Source organism: Exiguobacterium sp. s95 (genome assembly GCF_018618655.1).
In the GTDB taxonomy this organism is placed as follows: domain Bacteria; phylum Bacillota; class Bacilli; order Exiguobacteriales; family Exiguobacteriaceae; genus Exiguobacterium_A; species Exiguobacterium_A oxidotolerans.
On the sequence record NZ_JACSMM010000003.1, the window covers coordinates 234,165 to 257,384 of the forward strand.

Here is a 23,220-nt window from a genome sequence, read left to right on the forward strand (position 1 = left end):
CATTCTCTTGATAGATGTTTTATCAAGACCTTTCGTATCATTTCTAGATGAGAATCTCGAAGTGATAGGGACTTCCATGATTTCAAAGCAAGGGGAAAGTGGAAGGTAACGTAAATGTCCGAGATACAAGTACAGTTCGTGAAAAGGAGTGTTGTCTAGCAGTGATTGTTAGCAACCGAAAGTGTTACTGCTCGAAGCGGATGACATTAAGCTTCACCTAGGTCCAAGTACAGTCAGATAATGGAGTAGTATCACCATTCTATCGATCGCTCGATAGCCAGATCTGATTTCTTTCAACCTCTTCATTAAGAGGACAACCTATGGTATTGAAGTACACGAATAGTTCTACTATGAGAGGAGTTCATCCGTACGTGAATCCAACTTTATATGAGTAAAAGGTCCCGCGCTTGAAATGAGTTCAAGAGATGGGGACCTTTTTCTGTGTTCACTTTTTTTGATACCGTTCGGAGACTTTTCCACGTTTCTTATCACGATAAAAAACATACCCTGCGACAAAACCAATCCCACCCATCGCTAAGGCGAGTCCGACAACCCCCTGTAAAACATATACATAGGCCGAGTCCCCAAGGTATGCAAACGGGAACTGGGCAATTAAAAAGACACTGTCACGCATAAGTTTGATTCCGATGGCTCCAATGATGCCAGGAATCAATAAAGTTAGTAGTCCGATGATTCGCATAGAAGTGACCCCTTTCCAAGCGTATTGTATCAAAAATCAGGTAAGACTGCGAATCGGGTTTGCCCTCTTGTTTTATTATAGGTAGGATAAAGATGTAAGCAGTTTCAAAGGGGGAATAACGATGCACCATCTTCTGATTGTTGGTGCCGGACAAGGCGGGACGGAAGTGCTACATGCCTTCCAACGTTCACCGCTCTTGACGGTCATCGGAGTCGTTGATTCAAATGAACAAGCACCAGGTCTTCAGCTGGCAAGACGCGGAGAAATTCGTGTTGAGACATCTTGGACGGCCTTTGAAGGAACGACGGTCGACTTCATCATCGATGCGACGGGAAAACGTGGCGTATTCGAACAGTTGATTCAATTCTTTCCCGAAGCAGCCGTTCTGCCGGGGGAATTCGTACGTGTTCTGATTGAACGGCTGACGGAAAAAGAACGAATGCTTGAAGCCATCATCCATTGTACAAGTGAGGCAATTTCGGTTGCCGATCAAGACGGTCAAACGATGTTAATCAATCCGGCCTATACACGAATGACGGGGTACAGTGGACAGGACGTCATCGGTAAACCAGCAAGCGCTGACATCGGGATGCAGGAGTCGGTTCACCTGCGCGTCCTTGAGACGGGTGAAAGTGTTCGTGATGCGCGGATGAAGATTGGTCACGATCGACGTGATATCATCGTCAATGCGGAACCGGTCGTCGTGGATGGGCAAGTTCGGGGGTCGGTTGGTGTCATTCGTGATATTTCTGAAATGAAGGCGCTCGCGAAAGAATTGAAGGCGGCACGTCAAAAAATTCGGACACTCGAGGCGAAATATACCTTTGACGATATCATCGCTGAAAGTGAAGCGATGCGTTTCGTCGTCGATCAAGCAAAGCTTGCTGCAACGATGCCGGTTAATGTCTTGATTCGGGGAGAGTCAGGAACAGGCAAAGAATTGTTTGCGCATGCGATTCACGCTGCGAGTGAGCGGCGATACGAACAGCTTGTCCGTGTTAACTGTGCAGCAATCGCTCCAAGTCTGTTAGAGAGTGAGCTGTTTGGTTATGAAGAAGGAGCGTTCTCGGGAGCGCGCCGTGGTGGAAAGCGTGGTTATTTTGAAGAGGCGCATGGCGGATCACTTTTTCTTGATGAAATTGGAGAACTGCCGCTCGATGTACAAGTGAAGTTATTACGGGTCTTACAAGAAAATGAAGTCGTTCGCGTCGGTGGGACGAAATCGGTACCGGTCGATGTAAGAATCATTGCAGCGACAAATGCGAACCTGGAGCAAAAAATCATTACCGGTGAGTTTCGCGAAGATCTTTACTACCGGATCAATCGACTTCCGATTCACATACCAGCCTTGCGTGAACGCCCGGATGATCTTTTGCCGCTATCAACGCACTTGCTACGGAAGTTAAATCAAAGTTATGGCCGGTCCGTCGCCCGGATTTCGGAAGATGCACTGGAAGTGATTCGAAAGCAGGAGTGGAAAGGAAATGTCCGTGAGCTTGAGAATGTCATCGGTCGTGCGTTGATCTTTACGGACAAGACGGAAGATGTTTTACGAAAAGGCCACCTCCAGCTCGATTATCCGGTCGCTAAAAAACAAGTTGAACGTCCTAAAAAAGAAATTAAGCATCTGTCTGACGAGATGTCTTATGTCGAGGAACGTTTGATTCGCGAAGCTCTCGAGGCTTTTGATGGCAATAAAACAGAAGCCGCAAAACAACTCGGCATTTCCTTGCGTGCTTTGTATTATAAAGTGGAGCGATTTAATATTTATCAATAATTTGCAGTTTTTTGCGTGCAACATATTGCATTAAATGCAATTAAATGCAAAATTAAGAAAGGGTTCATGCCGGAAAGATAGCGTTTTCATTATGGCACGAAAATTGCTATTAAATAATTGAATGACAGGTTAGGGGGAAACAAAGTGAAGTTTGATCAAATGCTAAAACAAGCTGCTCAGCTTGAGGATTCAATCGTTGCGATTGCTTCCGCGGATGACGAAGAAGTCATGGACGCCGTCGCACTTGCGATTGAACATGATTTAGCTCGCTTTCATTTATTTGGGGATGCGACCCGGATTCAACAGATGATCCATGCGCGTGGATTGTCAGAGTCGCAATTTGTGATCACACACACTGCGACTGCTCAAGAGGCAGCAGAACGTGCAGCTTACGCTGTACGTAAAGGGGATGCGAGCGTCTTGATGAAAGGACTTGTTCCGACAGCAACGTTCATGAAAGCCGTTCTGAACAAAGAGATGGGATTACGTTCGGGGAACGTCTTATCTCATGTCGCATTGTTTGAAGTAGCAGGTCGCGAATCGGCAATTGGTTTGACGGATGCTGCAATCCATATCGCACCGACGCTTGAAGATAAGGTCCACATCATTGAAAACGGGGTATCGGCACTTCGCGCAATCGGCTATATACTTCCGAAAGTAGCCGTCCTCGCAGCAGTCGAGGTCGTTAATCCGACAATGCAGGCGACGATCGACGCCGCCTTATTGACACAGATGAACCGCCGCGGTCAAATCAAGGATTGCCTTGTCGATGGACCACTCGCGCTTGATAACGCCGTCAATCTAGACGCAGCCAAACAAAAAGGACTGACAGGTGACGTTGCGGGGGCAGCAGATCTTCTTGTCGTGCCACAAATTGAAGTCGGGAACGTCATTTATAAATCACTGATGTATTTTGCACATGCTTCAGTCGCGGCCATTTTAGTTGGAGCGAAAGCACCCGTCGTATTGACAAGTCGGGCAGATACGGCAGAAGCGAAACTCTATTCATTAGCCTTTGCTTTACTTAATGCGCAACAAACGAAAAAAATCAAACAAACAATCTGAGGAGGAACTTAAAATGGTTGAAACAAATGTAGAAACACGCTTTAGTATCTTTGAAACAATGGAAATGGAAGATTATGAACAAGTCGTGTTCTGTCATGATAAAGTTTCGGGGTTAAAAGCCATCATCGCCATCCACGATACGACGCTCGGTCCAGCGCTTGGCGGTCTTCGTATGTGGAACTATGCATCTGACGAGGAAGCATTAGTTGATGCTCTTCGTTTATCAAAAGGGATGACGTATAAAAATGCAGCAGCGGGCCTCAACCTCGGTGGCGGGAAAGCCGTCATCATCGGTGATGCAAAAACTCAAAAATCAGAAGCATTATTCCGTGCGTTCGGCCGTTATGTCCAGTCATTGAACGGGCGTTACATCACAGCGGAGGATGTCAATACGACGGTCGCTGACATGGATTACATTCACATGGAAACAGATTTCGTGACAGGTGTCAGTCCAGCCTTCGGTTCAAGCGGAAACCCGTCACCGGTCACAGCGTACGGTGTTTACCGTGGGATGAAAGCAGCAGCCAAAGAAGTCTACGGAACAGATTCGCTTGGTGGAAAAACAATTGCCATCCAAGGTGTCGGGAACGTGGCATTCAATCTTTGCCGTCATCTCCATGAAGAAGGAGCAAAATTAATCGTCACGGACATCAATCAAGATGCCTTACGTCGTGCGGAAGAAGCATTCGGTGCTTTAATTGTCGGACCAGATGAAATTTACAGCGTTGACGCCGATATCTTCGCACCATGTGCGCTTGGGGCAACATTGAACGACGAAACGATTCCTCAACTGAAAGTCAAAGTCATCGCCGGTGCGGCAAACAACCAGCTGAAAGAAGATCGCCACGGTGACATGCTCGAAGAACGCGGTATTCTGTACGCGCCAGACTTCGTCATCAATGCAGGTGGTGTCATCAACGTCGCGGACGAACTGGATGGATACAACCGTGACCGGGCAATGAAAAAAGTTGAACTTGTGTATGACGCTGTCGCAAAAGTCATCGAGATTTCAAAACGTGACCACTTGCCGACGTATCGTGCAGCTGAAAAAATGGCAGAAGAGCGGATTGCGACGATGCGCAGTGCACGCAGTCAATTCTTACGTCGTGATAAAAATATCTTAGGGTCACGCGGATAAGAGGAGGATTCAGATGAGCGAACGTATTTTAACGATCAATCCAGGCTCGACTTCGACGAAGATTGGAATCTTCGAAGGAACGGAGCAGTTGTTTGCGAAGACGTTACGCCACCCAGCTGAAGCGGTCGGAGGACCGCTTCACGCTCAGCTGGAAATACGGCGTCAAGTGGTGTTGGATGTATTGGCACAAGAAAAGATTGAATTGAAAGCGCTTACTGCGGTTGTTGGACGCGGCGGCCTGCTTCGTCCGCTCGTCAGTGGGACGTATGCCGTCAACCAGGAAATGCGTGAAGATTTATTGAGTGGCATTTTTGGGGTCCATGCATCGAATCTCGGAGGTCTACTAGCAGACGAAATCGCTCGCACGTTATCGATTCCATCGTTCATCGTCGATCCGGTCGTCGTAGATGAACTTGAGCCGATTGCCCGACTTACGGGATTACCTGAACTTGAACGCAAAAGCATTTTTCATGCCTTGAATCAAAAAGCAGTCGCGAAACGATATGCGAAACAAGCGGAGATGCCGTATGAGGAAATGCGTCTGATCGTTGCACACATGGGGGGCGGGATTACCGTCGGTGCACATCTCGACGGACGGGTCATCGATGTCAATAATGGTCTTGACGGGGAAGGCTCATTTTCGCCGGAACGAAGTGGGTCCCTTCCTGTTGGTCAACTAATAGAACTATGTTATAGTACCAAGTATAAACTCGAGGAAATGAAGCGTCTGGTCGTAGGGTCAGGCGGACTTGTCGCGCACCTAGGGACATTTGACGCAATCGAAATTGAACGTCGAATCGATGCCGGGGACGAGAAGGCTGCCTTACTGTACGACGCGATGGCTTACCGGATTGCAAAAGAAATTGCTGCCCAAAGTGCAGTCTTATATGGTCAAATCGATGCCATCATTTTAACAGGTGGCTTAGCATACAGCGACCGGTTGACGAGTGCAATCGAAGAACGCGTCGCACACCTCGGACAAGTGATCCGGATTCCGGGTGAAGATGAGTTACGTGCACTTGCGGAAGGTGTAATACGCGTTTTACGTGGAGAAGAAGAAGTTAAGGAATATGGAGGCGAACCAACATGGCTAGAGAATTCGACGTCGTTGTCTTAGGTGGCGGACCGGGCGGTTATGTCGCAGCAATTCGCGCTGCACAAGCCGGCAAGACGGTTGCAATCGTAGAACAAGGAAAACTCGGGGGAACCTGTTTACACCGTGGTTGTATCCCTTCAAAGGCACTCTTGAAATCAGCAGCGGTCTATCAGACAGTCAAACACGCCGCTACATATGGCGTCGACGTACCGGAGTCGTTTTTACGATTCGAACAGGTCAAACAACGGAAACAAGACATCATCGATGGACTGGAATCCGGGATTCAACATTTGATGAAAAAAGGCAAGATCGAAGTCTTCCATGGTCGGGGATCGATTCTTGGACCAAGCATCTTTTCACCGATGCCGGGGACAATCAGTGTCGAACCGGAAGAAGGGGAAGGGGAATTGATTTTACCGCGCCAATTGATTGTCGCGACAGGATCACGTCCGCGTCCGCTAGCCGGTCTGTCGTTTGATTCCGAATATGTCCTCAGCTCGGATGAAGCACTCGACATGAATGCGTTACCTGACTCGATCGTCATCATCGGCGGGGGGGTCATCGGAATCGAGTGGGCATCGATGTTGACGGACTTTGATGTCAATGTCACGGTCGTCGAGTTCAGCGACCGGATTTTACCGACTGAAGATCAGGCGGTCAGTCGTGAAGTCGCTCGTCAGTTGAAAAAACGCGGGGTCAAGATTTTGACGAGCGCGGCTGCGCAAAGTGACAGCTTCAAGATGACGGAGTCCGGTGTGACGATCGACGTCGATCGAAATGGTGACATCACGACGCTTGCGGCGGACAAGTTGCTTGTCGCGATCGGACGGATGGCGAACGTCGAAGGGATTGGGCTTGAGAATACGAACATCATCGTCGAAAATGGGTTTATTCAAGTCGATGATGATTTCCGGACAAAAGACAATCATATCTATGCGATTGGCGATGTCATCGGACGTCTGCAACTGGCACACGTTGCATCTGCTGAAGGCGCAAAAGCGGTCGAAGCAATCGTCAATGGATCGACGACGCCACTCAATTACGCGTTTGTCCCACGCTGTATCTACAGTGTACCGGAAGCTGCTTCGGTCGGTCTGACGGAAGCAGAAGCAAAAAATGCCGGCATGGACATCAAAACGGGGATGTTTTCGTTTAACGGACTCGGTAAGGCACGCATCGAAGGTGAAGCCGCCGGGTTCATCAAGCTGGTCTCTGATGCCGAAACGGACGATTTAGTCGGTGTCCATATCGTCGGACCAAAAGCAACGGAACTGATTAGCGAAGGCGGGCTGGCGCTTGTCTTGAATGCGACGGCATGGGAAGTCGGGCAGCTCGTTCACCCGCACCCGGCCCTGTCAGAAGCATTCGGTGAAGCAGCATTAGCAGTTGACGGATTAGCGGTTCACGCATAAGGAGGAATAACAGATGGAAAAAATAGAATTTAAAGAACTCGTTGAGCTCGGACTGACGGAGCAGGATGCAATCCAGATGTTCGAGACGATGGTACGGGCACGAAAAATCGATGAGCGGATGTGGAAATTGAACCGGGCAGGTAAGATTCCGTTCCTCGTTTCTTGCCAGGGGCAAGAGGCGGCGCAAGTCGGTGCGGCATTCGCACTCGAAAAAGGAACGGATTATATTTTACCGTACTACCGTGATTTAGGGGTCGTCCTTCATTTTGGTCAAACATCGCGTGACATCATGTTGTCTGCGTTCGCGAAAGCGGAAGATCCAAACTCAGGTGGACGTCAAATGCCGGGACACTATGGCTCACGTGCTTTAAACATCGTCACGGGATCGAGTCCTGTCACGACACAAGTCCCGCATGCGGTCGGGATCGCCCTGGCTGCGAAAATGCGTAAGGAACCACTTGTTGCGTACGTTTCGTTTGGTGAAGGATCATCGAACCAAGGGGATTTCCACGAAGGAGCAAACTTTGCCGGGATTCATAAATTACCGGTCATTCTATTCTGTGAGAACAATAAATATGCGATTTCAACACCCCTCTCGAAACAATTGTCAGCGAAACATGTCGCAGACCGCGCAATCGGCTATGGCATGCCGGGTGTGACGATTGACGGGATTGATCCACTCGCCGTCTATAAAGCAGTCAAGGAAGCACGTGACCGTGGCATTCGTGGGGAAGGTCCGACGTTAATCGAAGTCGAAGTTGAACGTCTTGTCCCCCACTCGTCAGACGATGATGACAAATCATACCGTTCGGCAGAAGAACTGGCAGAACTGAAAACACGTGACGGCATCAAGATTTTCCGTGCGAAATTGATTGATATGGGTGTCTTGACGGAGGAGTCAGCGACAGAAATCGAGACGACGCTCGAACGTGAAGTCGAAGAAGCGACGGCTTATGCAGAAGCAGCGGCGTATGACTTACCGGAAAACGCACTTCGTTACGTGTACGACGAGGAGGAAACGAAATGACGACATTAAGTTTAATTGAAGCCATCAATAGCGCAATCAAAGAAGAAATGGAACGGGATGATTCCGTCTTTATCTTAGGAGAAGACGTCGGTGTCCGTGGTGGAGTATTCCGGGCGACACAAGGATTGCTCGAGCAGTTCGGGGAAGAACGTGTCATCGATGCACCACTCGCTGAGAGTGCGATTGCAGGTGTTGGAATCGGAGCCGCCATGTATGGCATGCGTCCGATTGCTGAGATGCAGTTCGCCGACTTCATCATGCCGGCCGTCAACCAAATCGTCAGTGAAGCGGCAAAAATCCGGTACCGTTCGAACAATGACTGGATTTGTCCAATCGTCATCCGCGCACCCTTTGGCGGCGGCATTCATGGTGCGTTGTACCATTCACAATCGGTCGAAGCGATGTTCAATTCGACGCCGGGTCTAAAAATCGTCATTCCGTCAAACCCATACGATGCCAAAGGGTTATTGAAGGCTGCGATTCGCTCGAATGATCCTGTGCTGTTCTTTGAACATAAACGGGGCTACCGGTTGTTAAAAGGTGAAGTTCCGGAAGAAGATTACACGGTTGAAATCGGGAAGGCCGATGTCAAACGGGACGGAGAAGACGTCACCGTCATCTCATACGGACTTTGTGTCCAAATGGCGCTTGACGCAGCAGTACGTCTTGAAAAAGACGGCATCGACGTCCATATCCTTGATCTTCGGACGGTCTATCCGATTGACCGGGCGGCAGTCGTCGCAGCGGCACAAAAAACGGGTAAAGTCTTGCTCGTGACGGAAGACAATAAAGAAGGCAGTGTCATGAGTGAAGTCTCGGCGATTATCGCGGAAGAAGCGTTGTTCGATCTTGATGCACCAGTCGAACGATTGTGCGGACCCGATGTACCGGCGATGCCATATGCACCGACGATGGAGAAATTCTTTAATATCTCAAGCGAAAAAATTGAAGATAAAATCCGGACGCTCTACGCGTACTGAGGGGGACCCGTCAATGAAGACAGAAACATTAACGATGCCACAACTTGGTGAGAGCGTGACGGAAGGAACGATTTCGTTATGGCTCGTCAAACCAGGAGACACTGTCAAAAAATATGATCCGATTGCTGAAGTCATCACCGATAAAGTGACAGCCGAAGTACCATCATCGTTTGATGGTGTCATCGACAAGCTGCTCGCTGAAGAAGGGGACACGCTCCAAGTCGGGGAAGCAATCGTCACGTTACAAGTCAGTGGTGGATCGACGGAAGTCGCAGCGACCGAAGAAGAAATCCCGGCTGTAAAAGAGCAGACGGTAGAAACGGATCAGTCGATGAAAAAACGCTATTCACCAGCTGTGCTGAAGTTATCAGCAGAACACGGCATCAATCTCGATCACGTCAACGGGACGGGAGCGGGTGGTCGGATTACACGCAAAGACTTGCTGAAACTCGTTGAATCCGGTCAGGTCAATCAACCGGATGTTGTCGAGGCACCAACGATTGAGACCGTACCGACAAAAGCGGAAGCGGCAGTCGAGGCACCGGCACCGAAGTCTGCGCCAAAACCGACGATGAGTACGACGGAAGACGGCGATATTGAAATTCCGACGGCAGGTGTCCGTCAAGCGATCGCGAGTAACATGGTGCGCTCGAAACAAGAAGCACCGCACGCCTGGTTGATGGTTGAAGTCGACGTGACGAATCTGGTCGAAGCACGGAATCGTCATAAAGATCAGTTCTTCAAACAAGAAGGCGTCAAATTGACGTTTTTACCGTTCTTCATGAAAGCGACAGTCGAAGGACTGAAGAAACACCCAATCATGAACTCGCAGTGGGCAGGCGATAAAATCATTCAAAAACGGGCAATCAACTTATCACTCGCCGTCGCGACGCAAGAAGCGTTATTCGTCCCGGTCGTCAAACATGCGGATGAACTGAGCATTAAAGGACTCGCTCGGGCAATCGATGACTTCGGTAAACGGGCGCAGGCCGGTAAGTTATCGTCAAGCGAGATGCAAGGTGGTACGTTTACCGTCAATAACACGGGTTCGTTCGGTTCGATCCAATCGGCACCGATCTTGAACTTCCCGCAAGCGGCGATTTTATCCGTCGAATCAATCGTCAAGCGCCCGGTTTGGGTCAACGGCATGTTCGCAGCACGTGACATGGTCAACTTATGTATGTCGATTGATCACCGTGTACTTGACGGGTTAGTGGCCGGTCAATTCCTGCAGACCGTCAAGCAGGCGCTCGAATCGATTGACCCGGATCAACTCGCTTTATACTAAATAGTTGACAGGTCGCCCGAAGCGACGTAATATAATAAACAATTGAACAACATAACGCTACGACGAAGAAGAGTAGCCCGTGAAACGATTGAAGAGAGCTGATGGGTGGTGCGAATCAGTATCGGGAAACAGGTGAATGGGCTTTTGAGCATCAGACCGAACTTGAAGTAGGCTCTGACGGTGACCTCCCGTTATCGAGGACGACGAATCAGGTGCGCCGGTTCGTTCGAGGGGACTATTGGATAGTCAACGAAGGTGGTACCGCGGGTTTTCCCGTCCTTCATGTGAATGATCACATGAATGGACAGGAAGACCCTTTTCGTATACAACAACATAAAAAAATCGATGAATGAGTTAAGTAGTTAAACACATCACTGTTTCAGAGAGCCGGAGAAAGGTGGGATTTCGGCACAGGGAGGTTTAATGAATGGTCTCATGAGAGCATGGCTGAATTTACAGTAGGTCATGACGGAAGCCCCCGTTATCGCAGGCTACGGTGTCCTTGAAATGAGGAAGCACCGGAAAAGTGGGAACGCAACAACCGTTCCAATCGAGGTGGCACCGCGAGTTAATCGTCCTCCATGTAGCAATTGCTATGTGGAGGACTTTTTTTATACCAGGAGGCGAAATCAGGATGATTCAGACAGAAGAATTAGTAATCGAACGACTTGAGATGAACGGGGACGAGCTGACACCAATTTCGATTTTTCGACGGATCGACGGGAATCGAAAGTGTTTACTCGAAAGTTCGACCCAGTCCGGGAATGCACGTTACTCAATCATCGGGGTCGACCCAGTCGCTTTGCTACGGGCAGAGGGGAATCAAGTCACGCGGCATGATTTAAAGACGGACGAATCGGTTACGACGATCGGCGATCCGGTCCATTTACTGCAACACTACATCACACGACCAACAAGTGAACTGGACTTACCCTTTTTAAGTGGGGCGATCGGTTACGTCGGCTATGACACGATTCGCGCCTATGAAAACATCGGAGTGATGCCAAAGATTGACCGGAACCTACCGGATGCGTTACTCGCCGTCTATGATGAAATCATTTTATACGATCATCTTGAACATCGCGTCCACTTGGTCCATACGTCACTCGGTGGTGTGACGGACCGCAGTGAAATGATGGAGCGGTTAGAACAAAGAAAGCAACAACTCGAACGGACAGGGGAGCAAACCTTACTGGAACGTCCCCTTGAAAACATTTCATATCAGCCGCAGATGGAGAAGGAAGATTTTATCCAGCTCGTGGAACAAGCGAAACAACATATTCGGCAAGGAGACGTCTTCCAACTGGTGTTATCGCAACGACTCGATGCGACCTTCGCGGGGGATCCGTTTCACTTCTACCGGAAGTTACGGCAAGACAACCCGAGCCCTTATCTCTTTTATATCGACCTCGGCGAGTTGATTGTCCTTGGGGCATCGCCGGAAAGTCTCGTTCAGGTCAAGGGAAGACGCGTGACGACGAATCCGATCGCCGGGACACGGCGCAGAGGACAAACGAAACAAGAAGACGAACGGTTGGCAGCTGAGCTCGTTGCAGACGAGAAGGAGCGTGCCGAACATCGGATGCTCGTCGATCTTGGCCGCAACGATCTCGGCAAGGTCTGTCAGGTCGGAAGCATTAACGTATCGCGCTACATGGAAATCGAACGTTTCAAAAACGTGATGCATCTTGTCTCCGTCGTCGAAGGGACGTTAGCGAACGGGCAGACAGGAGCCGACGCCTTGATTTCTTGTTTACCCGCTGGAACGGTCTCCGGGGCGCCGAAAATTCGGGCGATGCAATTGATTGAACAGTATGAAACGTTGAAGCGGGAAGTGTATGCGGGCGCCGTCGGTTACTTCGATGTCAGTGGAAATCTTGATTTTGCACTCGCAATCCGGACGATGGTCATCAAGGACGGTACGGCCTATGTCCAAGCCGGTGCCGGAATCGTCTATGACTCGGACCCGACGCTCGAATATGAAGAGACATTGCATAAAGCGAAGTCGTTACTGGAGGTTTGGAAATGATTTTATTGATTGATAACTATGATTCCTTTACCTATAACCTGTATCAATATGCGGCGGAACATACCGCCGTACAAGTCGTCCGTAACGATGCGATGACAATCGAAGGCATTCAAGACTTGCAACCGGACGGAATCATTTTATCGCCGGGACCAGGTAATCCGAATGATGCCGGGATTTGTCTAGATGTCATCAAACAACTGTCCGGTTCGATTCCAATCCTTGGCGTCTGTCTTGGTCACCAAGCAATCGGACAAGCCTTCGGGGGACAAGTCGTCCAGGCAACGGACATCATGCACGGCAAGACATCGATGATTCGACAGAACGGGAACTTATTTAAGGGACTCGCAGAACAATTCGAAGTCATGCGGTATCATTCACTGATTGTCGACCGGCAGACCGCACCCGACGTGTTACGCATTACGGCGGAAACAGTAGACGGGACGATCATGGCATTTGAACATATCGAACACCCGACGTACGGGATTCAGTTTCACCCAGAGTCGGTCGGAACGATCGACGGAAAACAAATCGTTAAACGATTCATTGAACTGACAGGGGAGTGACAAGACATGAAAGAGATATTAACGAAACTAGCAGCTGCGAAGCATTTACGATACGAAGAGATGCAACAAGCAGCACGACAACTGTTTGAACCGAACGTGACGGACAGCGAAATCGCCGCCTTCCTCGTCGCCTTAAAAGCAAAAGGCGAAACAGCGGATGAACTGGCGGGACTCGCCTCAATCATGCGGGAAGTCGCACTCGACATTCCCGTCACAGGAACGGACTTCATCGACAACTGTGGGACGGGTGGCGATGGCTCACAGTCATTCAACATCAGTACGACAGCCGCCTTCGTTCTCGCAGGTGCAGGCTCGAAAGTCGCCAAGCACGGTAACCGGAGTATCTCGAGTAAAACGGGCAGTACCGATGTCCTCGAGGCATTAGGTGTTAAACTGGATGAAACACCCGAGCAACTCGCAAACCGACTCGAAGAAAACGGGATTGCGTTCTTATTCGCTCAGCGGATGCACCCGCGTGTCAAACAAATCATGAAGGTCCGGAGCGATTTACGGATCCCGACGATCTTCAACTTGATTGGTCCGTTAACGAACCCGGTCTCTTTAAAAACACAATTGCTCGGGATTTACCGGGAAGATTTACTCGAGACGATGGCGTTGACGTTACACCGTCTCGGACGCAAACGGGCAATCGTCTTACACGGAGCGAATGGAATGGATGAAGCGTCTCTCGCCGGAACGAACCAACTTGTGTTACTCGACGACGGAGAACTGATTCGCTTCAGTCTTCACCCGGAAGAAGTCGGATTGACCGTCGCCCCACTCGAAGCAATCCGTGGCGGGTCGGCACAAGAAAATGCCGACATCTTACTACGTGTCCTTGACGGGGAAGCGGGACCCTACCGGGATACGGTCTTACTCAACGCCGGCATCGCCCTGTTCGCGGAAGGACGGGTCAAAACGATTCGGGAAGGAATCGATTGTGCGATCGTCAGTATCGATTCCGGACAAGCACGAGAAAAACTGCGACAATTGCAACAGACGAAACGACAGGAGGCAATCGGATGAATATTTTAGACCGCATCATTGAAACGAAGAAACGCGAAGTAGCTGAACTCAAGGTGGCAGGAGTCAAGCAAATCGAACGGTCACCGTTACACCGTTCGATTCACGAACGACTCGGCCAAGACGACCTGTCGGTCATCGCGGAAATTAAACGGGCATCTCCTTCAAAAGGCGACATCTCGCTCGACGTCGACCCTGTCGCTCAAGCAAAACGGTATGCAGCAAGCGGGGCAACGGTCATCTCGGTTTTGACGGATACGACGTATTTCAAAGGAAGCATGGCAGACCTTGAGGCAGTCGCAAATGCAGTCGATGTGCCCATCCTGTGTAAAGATTTTATGATTGACCGGATTCAAATCGACCTTGCGAAAGCGCATGGAGCGAGCTTAATCCTGTTGATCGTCGCGGCACTTGACGAAGCGACACTGGAAGACTTGTATCACTATGCCTACGCAAACGGTCTCGAAGTTTTAGTGGAAGTCCATGATGAAGCGGAACTGAAGCAAGCAGAACAGCTCGGTGCACGCATCATCGGCATCAACAACCGAAACTTAAAAAAGTTCGCCGTCGACTTAGCGACATCGACACGGCTGTTGCAGACGAAGCGCCCGGGCGTCCGGTATATCAGTGAAAGCGGGATTCAGACGGTCGAGCAGGCACGTCAGCTCCATCAGGACGGGGCAGACGGCATTTTAGTCGGTGAAACGCTGATGCGCGCAGAGGATCCCACCGCCTTCATCCAAGCAGTCAACGGACCGGTCTATGACACGCATTAAATTTTGCGGGTTACGGCGCGCCGATGATGTGGTGGTCGCGAGCCGACTCGCCGACTACATCGGTTTCGTGTTCGCGCCGAGTAAACGTCAGGTCACGCTCGAACAAGCAGCTAAATTGCGGCAATTGGTTCCGGCAACGGTCCAAGTCGTCGGTGTGTTCGTCTCGCCGACCTTACAAGAAGTCGAAGCGGCGATTGAAACGGTTGGACTGGATTTGATTCAAATTCACGGTATGGTGGACGAAGCGATTCGTACACAAACGAAAGTTCCGATCATTCAGGCACTCGTCGCGGGCGCCACTTCAATCGATACGGAAGCGGATTACATTCTCTATGACGCGCCCCAAGCTGGAAGCGGACAACCGTTCGATTGGTCGACGGATTTAACAAGTACACGACCGATGTTCGTCGCAGGTGGTTTGACACCATCGAACGTCGCAGCAGCAATCGCGCGCTATCAACCGTTCGCAGTGGATGTCTCGAGCGGAATCGAAACGGAGTTTCAAAAAGATCAACAAAAAATGCTGGCATTCGCACATGCCGTAAAGGGGAGATGAGCACGATGGGTTATTCACAACCAGATGCACTTGGTCAATATGGGGTTTATGGTGGACGCTACATTCCGGAAACATTGATGCAAGCCGTCCTTGAACTGGAACAGGCCTATGCCGAAGTCAAAGAGGACCCGGCGTTTTATGAACGGATGAACGATCTCTTAAAAAATTACGTCGGGCGTGAGACGCCACTCTACTTCGCGGAACACTTGACGCGGGAAATCGGTGGCGCGAAGATTTACTTGAAACGGGAAGACCTGAACCATACGGGCGCTCATAAAATCAATAATACGATTGGACAAGCTCTACTCGCAGAGCGGATGGGGAAACGAAAAATCGTCGCCGAGACCGGTGCCGGACAACACGGTGTTGCCACGGCGACCGTCTGTGCCCTACTTGATTTAGAATGTGTCATCTTCATGGGGGAAGAGGATGTCCGGCGTCAAGAATTGAACGTCTTCCGGATGGAACTGCTTGGGGCGAAGGTCATCCCGGTCACACAGGGCAGTCGGACCCTGAAGGATGCCGTCAATGAAGCGTTACGTTACTGGGTCAAACATGTTGAGGATACACACTATTTGATGGGATCGGTTCTCGGACCGCATCCGTTCCCGGAGCTCGTCCGTGATTTCCAATCCGTCATCGGGAAAGAGACGCGGGCGCAAATCCTTGAAAAAGAGGGTGTCTTGCCGGACGCGATCGTCGCTTGTGTCGGTGGCGGGAGTAACGCGATTGGTATGTTCCATCCGTTCATCGATGATGAAACGGTTGCGCTGTACGGAATTGAAGCAGCAGGAGACGGGATTGAGACGGACAAACACGCAGCGACGATGACGAAAGGTGAAGTCGGTGTCTTACACGGGTCGATGATGTACTTGCTACAGGATGCACACGGTCAAGTCACGGAAGCCCATTCGATTTCAGCCGGGCTCGATTATCCAGGCGTCGGACCGGAACATAGTCTCTTAAAAGACATCGGTCGTGTCCAGTATGAAGCCGTCACCGATCAAGAAGCACTCGATGCGCTCCAGTTGTTATGCCAAAAAGAAGGCATCATTCCGGCGCTCGAAACAGCACATGCCGTCGCCTATGCGACGAAGCTTGCGAAAGACATGTCGGAAGACGAGATTCTCGTCATCTGTTTATCCGGTCGCGGTGATAAAGATGTCATGACGGTCAGATCGGCCTTAAAGGGGGAAGCGTGATGCGATTAGAACAAGCAATCCGAACAGTCAATGACCGCGGTGAAAAAGCGTTTATCCCGTATGTCATGGGAGGTGACGGCGGAATCGACCGTCTGCCGGACATTTTGGCATTCCTCGAACGGAGTGGGGCCACAGCAATCGAAGTCGGTGTCCCGTTCTCGGACCCTGTTGCGGACGGTCCGGTCATTCAAGAAGCCGGTCTTCGCGCGCTTGCACACGAAGTCAGCTTACACGACGTCCTCGAGGCGATTCGGGTCGCCCGTCAAGAAACGACGGTCCCGATCGTCGTCATGACCTACTTGAATCCGATTTTCCGCTTTGGCATCGATGCCTTTCTTGCGACCTGTCGTGAAGTCGGGGTCGATGGCTTAATCATTCCGGACTTACCACTCGAACAGAGTGCGCAGTTTTTTGCGAAGCATGACAAACAAGACATCGCCCTCGTCCAACTCGTTTCACTGACGAGTCCGATCGAACGGATTCAAAAAATCGCGAATCAAAGTGAAGGGTTCCTCTATGCCGTCACCGTCAACGGGACGACAGGAGGGCAGACGACGTTCGGCGAGTCGCTCGAAGCGCATCTTGCAAATGTCGCGGAACTGAGTCCTGTTCCGGTCCTCGCCGGGTTTGGAATCAGTACGCCGGCACACGTCAAACAGTTAGGGGCTTCGGTCGCAGGTGTCATCGTCGGTAGTAAAATCGTTGAGTTGTTACAACAAGAAGATACATCAGCGATTGAGCAATTGATGGCAGCCCGGTTACCCGATCTTCACGTCTAACTAAAAAAGATCTGACGCATCCGTCAGACCGACATCAATCAAATGGCCGATGATTCCACTTTTTACGGAATCATCGGCCATTTTACGTTTCTTCATAAAAAGCGGTGACGGGCGACCCTGCAGCAAACATCAGCTGAAATCGCACCCTTGACCAATCGCTTTACTTGGCCTCTTTCAAGACTTCGGCGACGAGACCGGAAACATACGGACTGCCCCGGTCTTCCTGCTCGACCGATTCAATCATCATCGCGACGAGTAGCGTCGGGTCATCGTTGTCATAACCAACGAAAAAGCCATTTTCCTTCCCCTTTGTTTCTCCAGCTTGCTTAAGTTCAGCCGTTCCCGTCTTACCGGCAACGGCGACTTCCTGTATGTCGGCAGGTAAGTCATATCCGGCATGGACGACATCATACAAGTCTTTCCGGATCATCGAGGCGTCGTTCTTAGAGATTAAATCCTGTTTCCAGATCTGTTTTGTTTTTTCATCCGCCCGTAACGTTGGCTGATAGATGATTCCGTCCGTCAAAAAGATTTCGTACATCGAAGCGAGGTGGACGATGTTCGTCAACATCTGACCTTGTCCGTACGATGTATCCATTAATTGACCGTCAGATGAAATGGTCCCGTCGTTTGAAATCTGTGAAGCCCGCATCGGATAGGCGAACGGAATTTTTTCACCGTAACCGAGTGCCTCCAGTCCATTCGTAAAGGTGTCAGCACCTACTTCAAGTGTCGATTGCGCGAAATAAATATTATCCGAGTAGACTAGCGCATTGTGTAAATCGACAGGGTCCGGTGTCTCGTGGATCCGGGTGACATTGAAGCCATCCTTTTTCCACTTTAAGCCGTCAATCGAATAGGCTTTATCGGGATTTAACTTTCCGGCGTTTAGACCGATGGAAGCCGTCAACGGTTTTTGTGTCGATCCGGGTGCAAAGGCACTCGTAAAACGATTGAGTAACGGTTGATCTGAATCATTCGTCAATGTGTCGAGTCGGTCTTGCGAGATGCCGAGTGTGAACTCACTCGGATCAAAACCGGGGGAGCTGACGAGGGTCCGTGTTTCACCGGTCCTTGGATCAAGTGCAGTTGCGACACCCGGTTCACCGTTCATCGTCTCGTACGTCGATTGTTGGAGCGCACCATCGATCGTCAGCGTAATGTCTTTCCCGTCTTTGACCTTCGTCTCGGCGACGGTTACCGGTTCGTCCTGGTCCGACTTCACGATTTCGATGCTCGTTCCGGACTGGCCACGAAGTTCATCATCGAAAACCTGTTCAAGTCCGCGTTTACCAACCTGTTCACCAGCTTGGATTTTATTGTTCGATTGTTCGACGTCTTCAGCGGTCGCCGATCCAACATAGCCGATTAAGTGGGACGTCGCTTCACCGTATGGGTAAGTCCGCACTTCTGTTTCCTTGGCGCTGACCCCTTTAAGTGCCGTCAAGCGCTTAACGGTTGCTTCGTCAGACGGATCAAATATTTTTAACGGAACGAACTGACCGTCCTTGACCCAAGATGCCGATAGAGCGTCGTCAATCGAATTCGTCGACCGGTCGAGGAGAGAAGCGACTTTCTTTTTGGTCGTGTCATCCAGCTGGCCAGCTGTCACACCGACTTCAAAGCCTTGACCGGTCGTCGCGAGCGGTTTTTCATTCCGGTCAATTAAATCACCGCGTTTTGCGGTAAGCGTGTTCAATTTGATTTGATCCGCTTGTTCAAAGTCTTCGAACAGGAAGGAAGGATCCCAGTCGACGTACCAATTGTCTGTGTCTTTGTTTGTCTCGTAGACGAGCGGGACCTCTTTCTTGAACGATACAGGTCCCGCGACCGTATCGAATTTGACGGTGACAGGCAATAGTTGTTTCTTCTCATCATCTGTGTCGGGTGCTTTTCCCGGTGTAATGGAAATATTTTTGATTTCAAGCGTATCGTTCAATTTTTTCGTTCGTTCGATGAACTGACTTTCTCCGTACTCTTTTTGTGTCGTTTGACTGACATAATCGGCATACATCTTGTCATAGTCTTGTTTTTCCCAAAGCTTTGAATAGGAAGCGAGTCGTTCTTCTGCTGTCGGCTGATCTTGACAGCCGACAAGAATTCCGATGCTCGCAGCACTTGTTGCGGCAAGCAAAAGTGAGCGTGATTTCAAGGTGAATCCCTCCTTAAAAGCATTTATTTAATCACCGTACCATTGTTTTGTCTAACTTTCACCTAAGACACCCTTGACGCACGAGAAACGTAAGGCACAAAAAAACCACTGACGAATTTAAGTCAGTGGTGGTTGAGTTAATTGAAGTAGTTTAATGGATTGATACTGCTTGCAGCAGATGACGCACTGTAGACGTATGAACCACGGTGTAGTTCAAAGTGAAGATGGGCGCCGAAGGCGTTTCCGGTTGCACCGACCGTCCCGATTTTTGCTCCTTTTGCAATCGTTTGACCGGCATATACCGAGCGACTGTTCAAGTGAGCGTAGACCGTCGTGTAAGCAAGTCCATTGATTGTGTGCGTCATCATAACGTAATTGCCATAAGCACCGTAATTACGGGACGTGATGACTTTACCGGCAGCAGAAGCATAGACGGGCGTTCCTGTTGCAGCGCCGATATCGATTCCGTTATGGAACGTATAACCGTAAACGCCGCTCGCTGCACCGTATCCTTGTGTGATTGGACCACTTGTCGGTCGCGAAAAGCCACTCGATGCTTTTGTTGCCGTCGTTGTTGTGACTTTATACTTTTTGACATACTTGGAAGCGACATAACGGGAAGAACCTGAGTATGAAATTTTCGTCCATGATCCGGATACGCCGAGGTACTTGTATGTTTTTCCTTTATTGACGGTTCCGACTGCTTTATAGGCAGTCGAAGGACCCGTTCGAACACGGAGACCGTCAGCCATTACTTTTACTTTATATGTAGTTGCTGCTTCGACTTTTTCGATGCCTGTCGTAGCGAAGCCTGAAACCATTAGTGCTGTCATTGTCATTGTTGTTAACATACGCTTCATATGTGAGTTCCTCCTAATTGGGAAAAGGCGACGGACGTCAGTAAAACTAAGTCTTTCAATATTGTAAGGTGAAGGTTCTATGTAGTTAAGGTAGAAAATGTTTTCTTGATAGAATGATTATAGCATCGGAAATAAAGGGGAAATATTTCAGTTTTGTTTCAAAGTTATCACTCTATAACATATATTGTAATGGTCATTTTTGGTTTATTTTGTCCATGCTAAAAAGCCCACCGATTCTATGCAGCTTGGTGGGCTTATTTTCATAAAGGATAGTACTTAGGACGTGGGAGCGATGACGTTTAAGTGCTGACCAAGAACTTGGACCGTAATCGGAAGTTTGCCTGCCGTATCGCCATCAGCATTAATCGGAAGTGTTTCCGAAGATTCGATTTTGACTTCCTTCGTTGTAAAGTACTCGACTTGATCTGCTTCAGATAAATCACCTTTCAATAGTTTAGGTAGCGCTTGTAAGGCGTCTAAAATACCAAGTTGTTTTACAAGAAAAACATGAAGTAATCCGTCATCGACACGCGCCTCTTGCGCAAATGATTCGAAACCGCCGACGGAATTCGTCAACGAAACGATAAGTAACGGTGTTTCGCCGTCGAAAGATTTTTCTCTGGCTGTTAACTGGAGCGGGTAGGGACTATGATCCTTGAAGGCTTTTAATCCTTCAATGAAATATGCGATAGAACCGAGTGATGTCTTCTGTTCGACACTCACTTCTTCGACGGCATCGGCAATCAGCCCAATCGCAATCACGTTCATGAAATAGTGTGATCCATACTTACCGATGTCAAAAGGACGAATCGGAGCATCTTCGAGAACGTTGATCGCGTCGCGGGCATCCGTCGGAATATGGAGCGCACGTGCTAAATCGTTGACCGTCCCGAGTGGAACGATGCCGAGCGTCGGACGGTGGTCTTGTTCTGCGATTCCCGTGATGACTTCATTGACCGTTCCGTCACCGCCCATTGCGATGACGGCGTCATACTGCTCAGTCGAAGCAGTACGTGCAAATTCTGTTGCGTCGAGTTCTTTTTCAGTGAACCGGACATCGACCGTTGCAAAGCGCTGAGCGAGTGTACCTTCTGCAAATTCTGCGTATTTTTTACCTAATTCTTTCCCGGATGAGGGATTAATAATTAACATGGCCTTCGACACATTCAATTCCTCCTTAGTGACTCTCTGTTCCTATTTTCCCAACTCACGACCAAGATAATCCTAGCGCAGCAAAAAAACCTTGGAGGCGATTACACGCGCCTCCAAGGTTTTTAGTAGAAAAGAAATGTTTACCGTCGTGCGACAGGTGGTGCTTCACCAGCAGCTGGACGCGCTTCTTCTTCATCGTCCCAACATTCGGTATTTTCGATACCTAATGCTTTAGCAGAGAAGACAGGATCAAGACCTTGCTTACGTTGGTTTTGGTAGTCATTGATGACTTTGATTGCGACTCCACCTAAGAGCGAGATGGCTGTTAAGTTGATTAATGTCATACCGGCCATGAAGAGGTCGGCGAAACTCCAAACCATTCCGAGGCTGAGGAGCGATCCGATGAAGACGAATGCCATCGTAGCAATTCGGAAGCCAAAGACAGTTGATTTACTTTTCTTGATGAATTCAATGTTCGTTTCACCGTAGTAGTAGCTACCGACAATTGAACTGAAAGCGAACAAGAAGACACTGATTGCGATAAAGGCTGGTGCGACGGCACCGAGTTGCTCAGAAAGCGCATTTTGTAACATGGCGATACCTTCACCATTACCGGCAGCGTAGCTGTCACTGAGTAAGATGATTGTCGCTGTTGCTGTACAGACGATCAACGTATCAAGGAAAACACCAAGTGTTTGTAAGAATCCTTGTTTTGCTGGGTGAGAAACTTCAGCGGCAGCAGCAGCGTTCGGAGCAGAACCCATACCGGCTTCGTTCGAGAAGAGACCACGTTTAACACCGAGCGAGATTGCAGCACCGACAGATCCACCAACAGCCTGGTCGATACCGAATGCACTCTTAAAGATCATTGCGAAAACCCCTGGAAGTTCAGTGATGTTCGTGATGACAACAAAGATGGCAGCAATCAAGTAGAGTGACGCCATGATTGGTACAACGATTGCTGAAACTTTCGCGACACGGTGGACACCACCGAAGATGACGAGACCTGTAAGAACGACTAAGATCCCACCGACGATCATTTTGTCGATTCCAAAGGCGTTGTCAAAAGCAGCGGCAATCGTGTTCGATTGAACCGAGTTAAAAATAAGACCAAATGTGACGGCGATTAAGATTGCAAAAATGATTCCGAGGACGCGGTTGTTCAATCCTTTTGCGATGTAGTAAGCAGGACCACCGCGGTAAGCGTTATTGCCTGTATCACGTACTTTATACACTTGAGCAAGCGTACTTTCAATAAGGGCTGTTGCTCCACCAAGGAGGGCGACCATCCACATCCAGAAGACCGCTCCGGGTCCACCAAGTGTAACAGCGATCGTAACACCGGCCAAATTCCCTGTACCGATTCGAGTCGCGGCACCGATGAAGAATGATTGAAGGGATGTAATACTCTGACCTTCATCATCTGTTGTCTTTTCATTTTTATCGAGTGTGACACGGAACATCTCTTTCAAGTAACGGAATTGGATGAACTTCGTTTTAATGGTGAAGTAGATGCCGACTCCGATTAAAGCGGCGATTAAGATATAAGACCATAAGATGTTGTTGGCGAAATCGACGCCCGATTGTACAGCTTGTTGAAATGCATCCATGTGATAGTTCCTCCCAAAGTGTTTTTGCTAAAAAC

Annotated in this window: 20 protein-coding genes and 2 other annotated features; of the genes, 15 read left to right on the plus strand and 5 right to left on the minus strand. The window is 49.4% G+C overall.

What is annotated here, in order from left to right; all coding sequences use genetic code 11:
- Positions 1-445: 445 nt before the first annotated feature.
- Complete coding sequence (locus KNP99_RS08435) at positions 446-700, minus strand: DUF2627 family protein (protein WP_029333078.1); 255 nt, start codon at positions 698-700, stop codon at positions 446-448.
- Positions 701-821: 121 nt separating this feature from the next.
- Between KNP99_RS08435 and KNP99_RS08440 the strand changes: the two genes are divergently transcribed.
- The 15 genes from KNP99_RS08440 (at position 822) to trpA (ending at position 17,411) form a co-directional block, all read left to right on the plus strand.
- Positions 822-2,477 (plus strand): sigma-54 interaction domain-containing protein, encoded by a 1,656-nt coding sequence (locus KNP99_RS08440; RefSeq protein ID WP_214765375.1) that lies wholly within the window; start codon positions 822-824, stop codon positions 2,475-2,477.
- A gap of 144 nt (positions 2,478-2,621) precedes the next feature.
- Positions 2,622-3,542: a phosphate butyryltransferase gene (gene yqiS / locus KNP99_RS08445; RefSeq protein ID WP_214845834.1), complete on the plus strand. Its 921-nt coding sequence runs from the start codon at positions 2,622-2,624 to the stop codon at positions 3,540-3,542.
- Between the two features lie 13 nt (positions 3,543-3,555).
- Positions 3,556-4,680, plus strand: coding sequence for a Leu/Phe/Val dehydrogenase (locus KNP99_RS08450; protein WP_088836620.1), 1,125 nt, complete (start codon positions 3,556-3,558; stop codon positions 4,678-4,680).
- A gap of 13 nt (positions 4,681-4,693) precedes the next feature.
- Entirely contained in the window at positions 4,694-5,797 is a 1,104-nt protein-coding gene (gene buk, locus KNP99_RS08455; RefSeq protein ID WP_214805189.1) for a butyrate kinase, read from the plus strand.
- A complete protein-coding gene (gene lpdA / locus KNP99_RS08460) occupies positions 5,767-7,188 on the plus strand; it encodes a dihydrolipoyl dehydrogenase (protein ID WP_214845837.1) in 1,422 nt (473 codons plus the stop codon). The genes buk and lpdA overlap by 31 nt, the downstream gene beginning before the upstream one ends.
- Positions 7,189-7,201: 13 nt before the next feature.
- A complete protein-coding gene (locus tag KNP99_RS08465) occupies positions 7,202-8,215 on the plus strand; it encodes a thiamine pyrophosphate-dependent dehydrogenase E1 component subunit alpha (protein WP_029333083.1) in 1,014 nt (337 codons plus the stop codon).
- Complete coding sequence (locus KNP99_RS08470) at positions 8,212-9,195, plus strand: alpha-ketoacid dehydrogenase subunit beta (RefSeq protein WP_214769952.1); 984 nt, start codon at positions 8,212-8,214, stop codon at positions 9,193-9,195. Before KNP99_RS08465 ends, KNP99_RS08470 begins: the two co-directional genes overlap by 4 nt.
- A 13-nt stretch (positions 9,196-9,208) precedes the next feature.
- Positions 9,209-10,483 carry a dihydrolipoamide acetyltransferase family protein gene (locus tag KNP99_RS08475; protein WP_214769955.1) on the plus strand — a complete coding sequence of 425 codons (1,275 nt, stop codon included), beginning with the start codon at positions 9,209-9,211 and terminating at the stop codon, positions 10,481-10,483.
- Positions 10,484-10,533: 50 nt separating this feature from the next.
- Positions 10,534-10,767, plus strand: a binding site (T-box leader).
- A gap of 52 nt (positions 10,768-10,819) precedes the next feature.
- Positions 10,820-11,066, plus strand: a binding site (T-box leader).
- Between the two features lie 51 nt (positions 11,067-11,117).
- Positions 11,118-12,512, plus strand: a complete 1,395-nt coding sequence (trpE, locus tag KNP99_RS08480) for an anthranilate synthase component I (protein WP_088836626.1) — start codon at positions 11,118-11,120, stop codon at positions 12,510-12,512.
- A complete protein-coding gene (locus KNP99_RS08485; RefSeq protein ID WP_088836627.1) occupies positions 12,509-13,075 on the plus strand; it encodes an anthranilate synthase component II in 567 nt (188 codons plus the stop codon). Before trpE ends, KNP99_RS08485 begins: the two co-directional genes overlap by 4 nt.
- Before the next feature lie 6 nt (positions 13,076-13,081).
- Positions 13,082-14,101, plus strand: coding sequence for an anthranilate phosphoribosyltransferase (gene trpD, locus KNP99_RS08490; protein ID WP_215193166.1), 1,020 nt, complete (start codon positions 13,082-13,084; stop codon positions 14,099-14,101).
- A complete protein-coding gene (trpC, locus tag KNP99_RS08495; RefSeq protein WP_214765368.1) occupies positions 14,098-14,874 on the plus strand; it encodes an indole-3-glycerol phosphate synthase TrpC in 777 nt (258 codons plus the stop codon). Before trpD ends, trpC begins: the two co-directional genes overlap by 4 nt.
- Positions 14,861-15,430 (plus strand): phosphoribosylanthranilate isomerase, encoded by a 570-nt coding sequence (locus KNP99_RS08500; protein ID WP_088836630.1) that lies wholly within the window; start codon positions 14,861-14,863, stop codon positions 15,428-15,430. Before trpC ends, KNP99_RS08500 begins: the two co-directional genes overlap by 14 nt.
- Before the next feature lie 5 nt (positions 15,431-15,435).
- Positions 15,436-16,632, plus strand: coding sequence for a tryptophan synthase subunit beta (gene trpB / locus KNP99_RS08505; RefSeq protein ID WP_088836631.1), 1,197 nt, complete (start codon positions 15,436-15,438; stop codon positions 16,630-16,632).
- Positions 16,632-17,411 (plus strand): tryptophan synthase subunit alpha, encoded by a 780-nt coding sequence (trpA, locus tag KNP99_RS08510; protein ID WP_088836632.1) that lies wholly within the window; start codon positions 16,632-16,634, stop codon positions 17,409-17,411. Before trpB ends, trpA begins: the two co-directional genes overlap by 1 nt.
- A 160-nt stretch (positions 17,412-17,571) precedes the next feature.
- Here the strand turns inward: trpA and KNP99_RS08515 are convergent, their stop codons facing one another.
- The 4 genes from KNP99_RS08515 to KNP99_RS08530 form a co-directional block, all read right to left on the minus strand.
- On the minus strand, positions 17,572-19,563 hold the full coding sequence (locus tag KNP99_RS08515; protein ID WP_214769961.1) for a penicillin-binding transpeptidase domain-containing protein: 1,992 nt from the start codon (positions 19,561-19,563) through the stop codon (positions 17,572-17,574).
- A gap of 137 nt (positions 19,564-19,700) precedes the next feature.
- A complete protein-coding gene (locus tag KNP99_RS08520; RefSeq protein ID WP_088836634.1) occupies positions 19,701-20,423 on the minus strand; it encodes a M23 family metallopeptidase in 723 nt (240 codons plus the stop codon).
- Between the two features lie 276 nt (positions 20,424-20,699).
- A complete protein-coding gene (locus KNP99_RS08525) occupies positions 20,700-21,587 on the minus strand; it encodes a diacylglycerol/lipid kinase family protein (RefSeq protein ID WP_088836635.1) in 888 nt (295 codons plus the stop codon).
- Between the two features lie 128 nt (positions 21,588-21,715).
- Positions 21,716-23,185 (minus strand): alanine/glycine:cation symporter family protein, encoded by a 1,470-nt coding sequence (locus KNP99_RS08530; RefSeq protein ID WP_029333096.1) that lies wholly within the window; start codon positions 23,183-23,185, stop codon positions 21,716-21,718.
- Between the last annotated feature and the right edge of the window lie 35 nt (positions 23,186-23,220).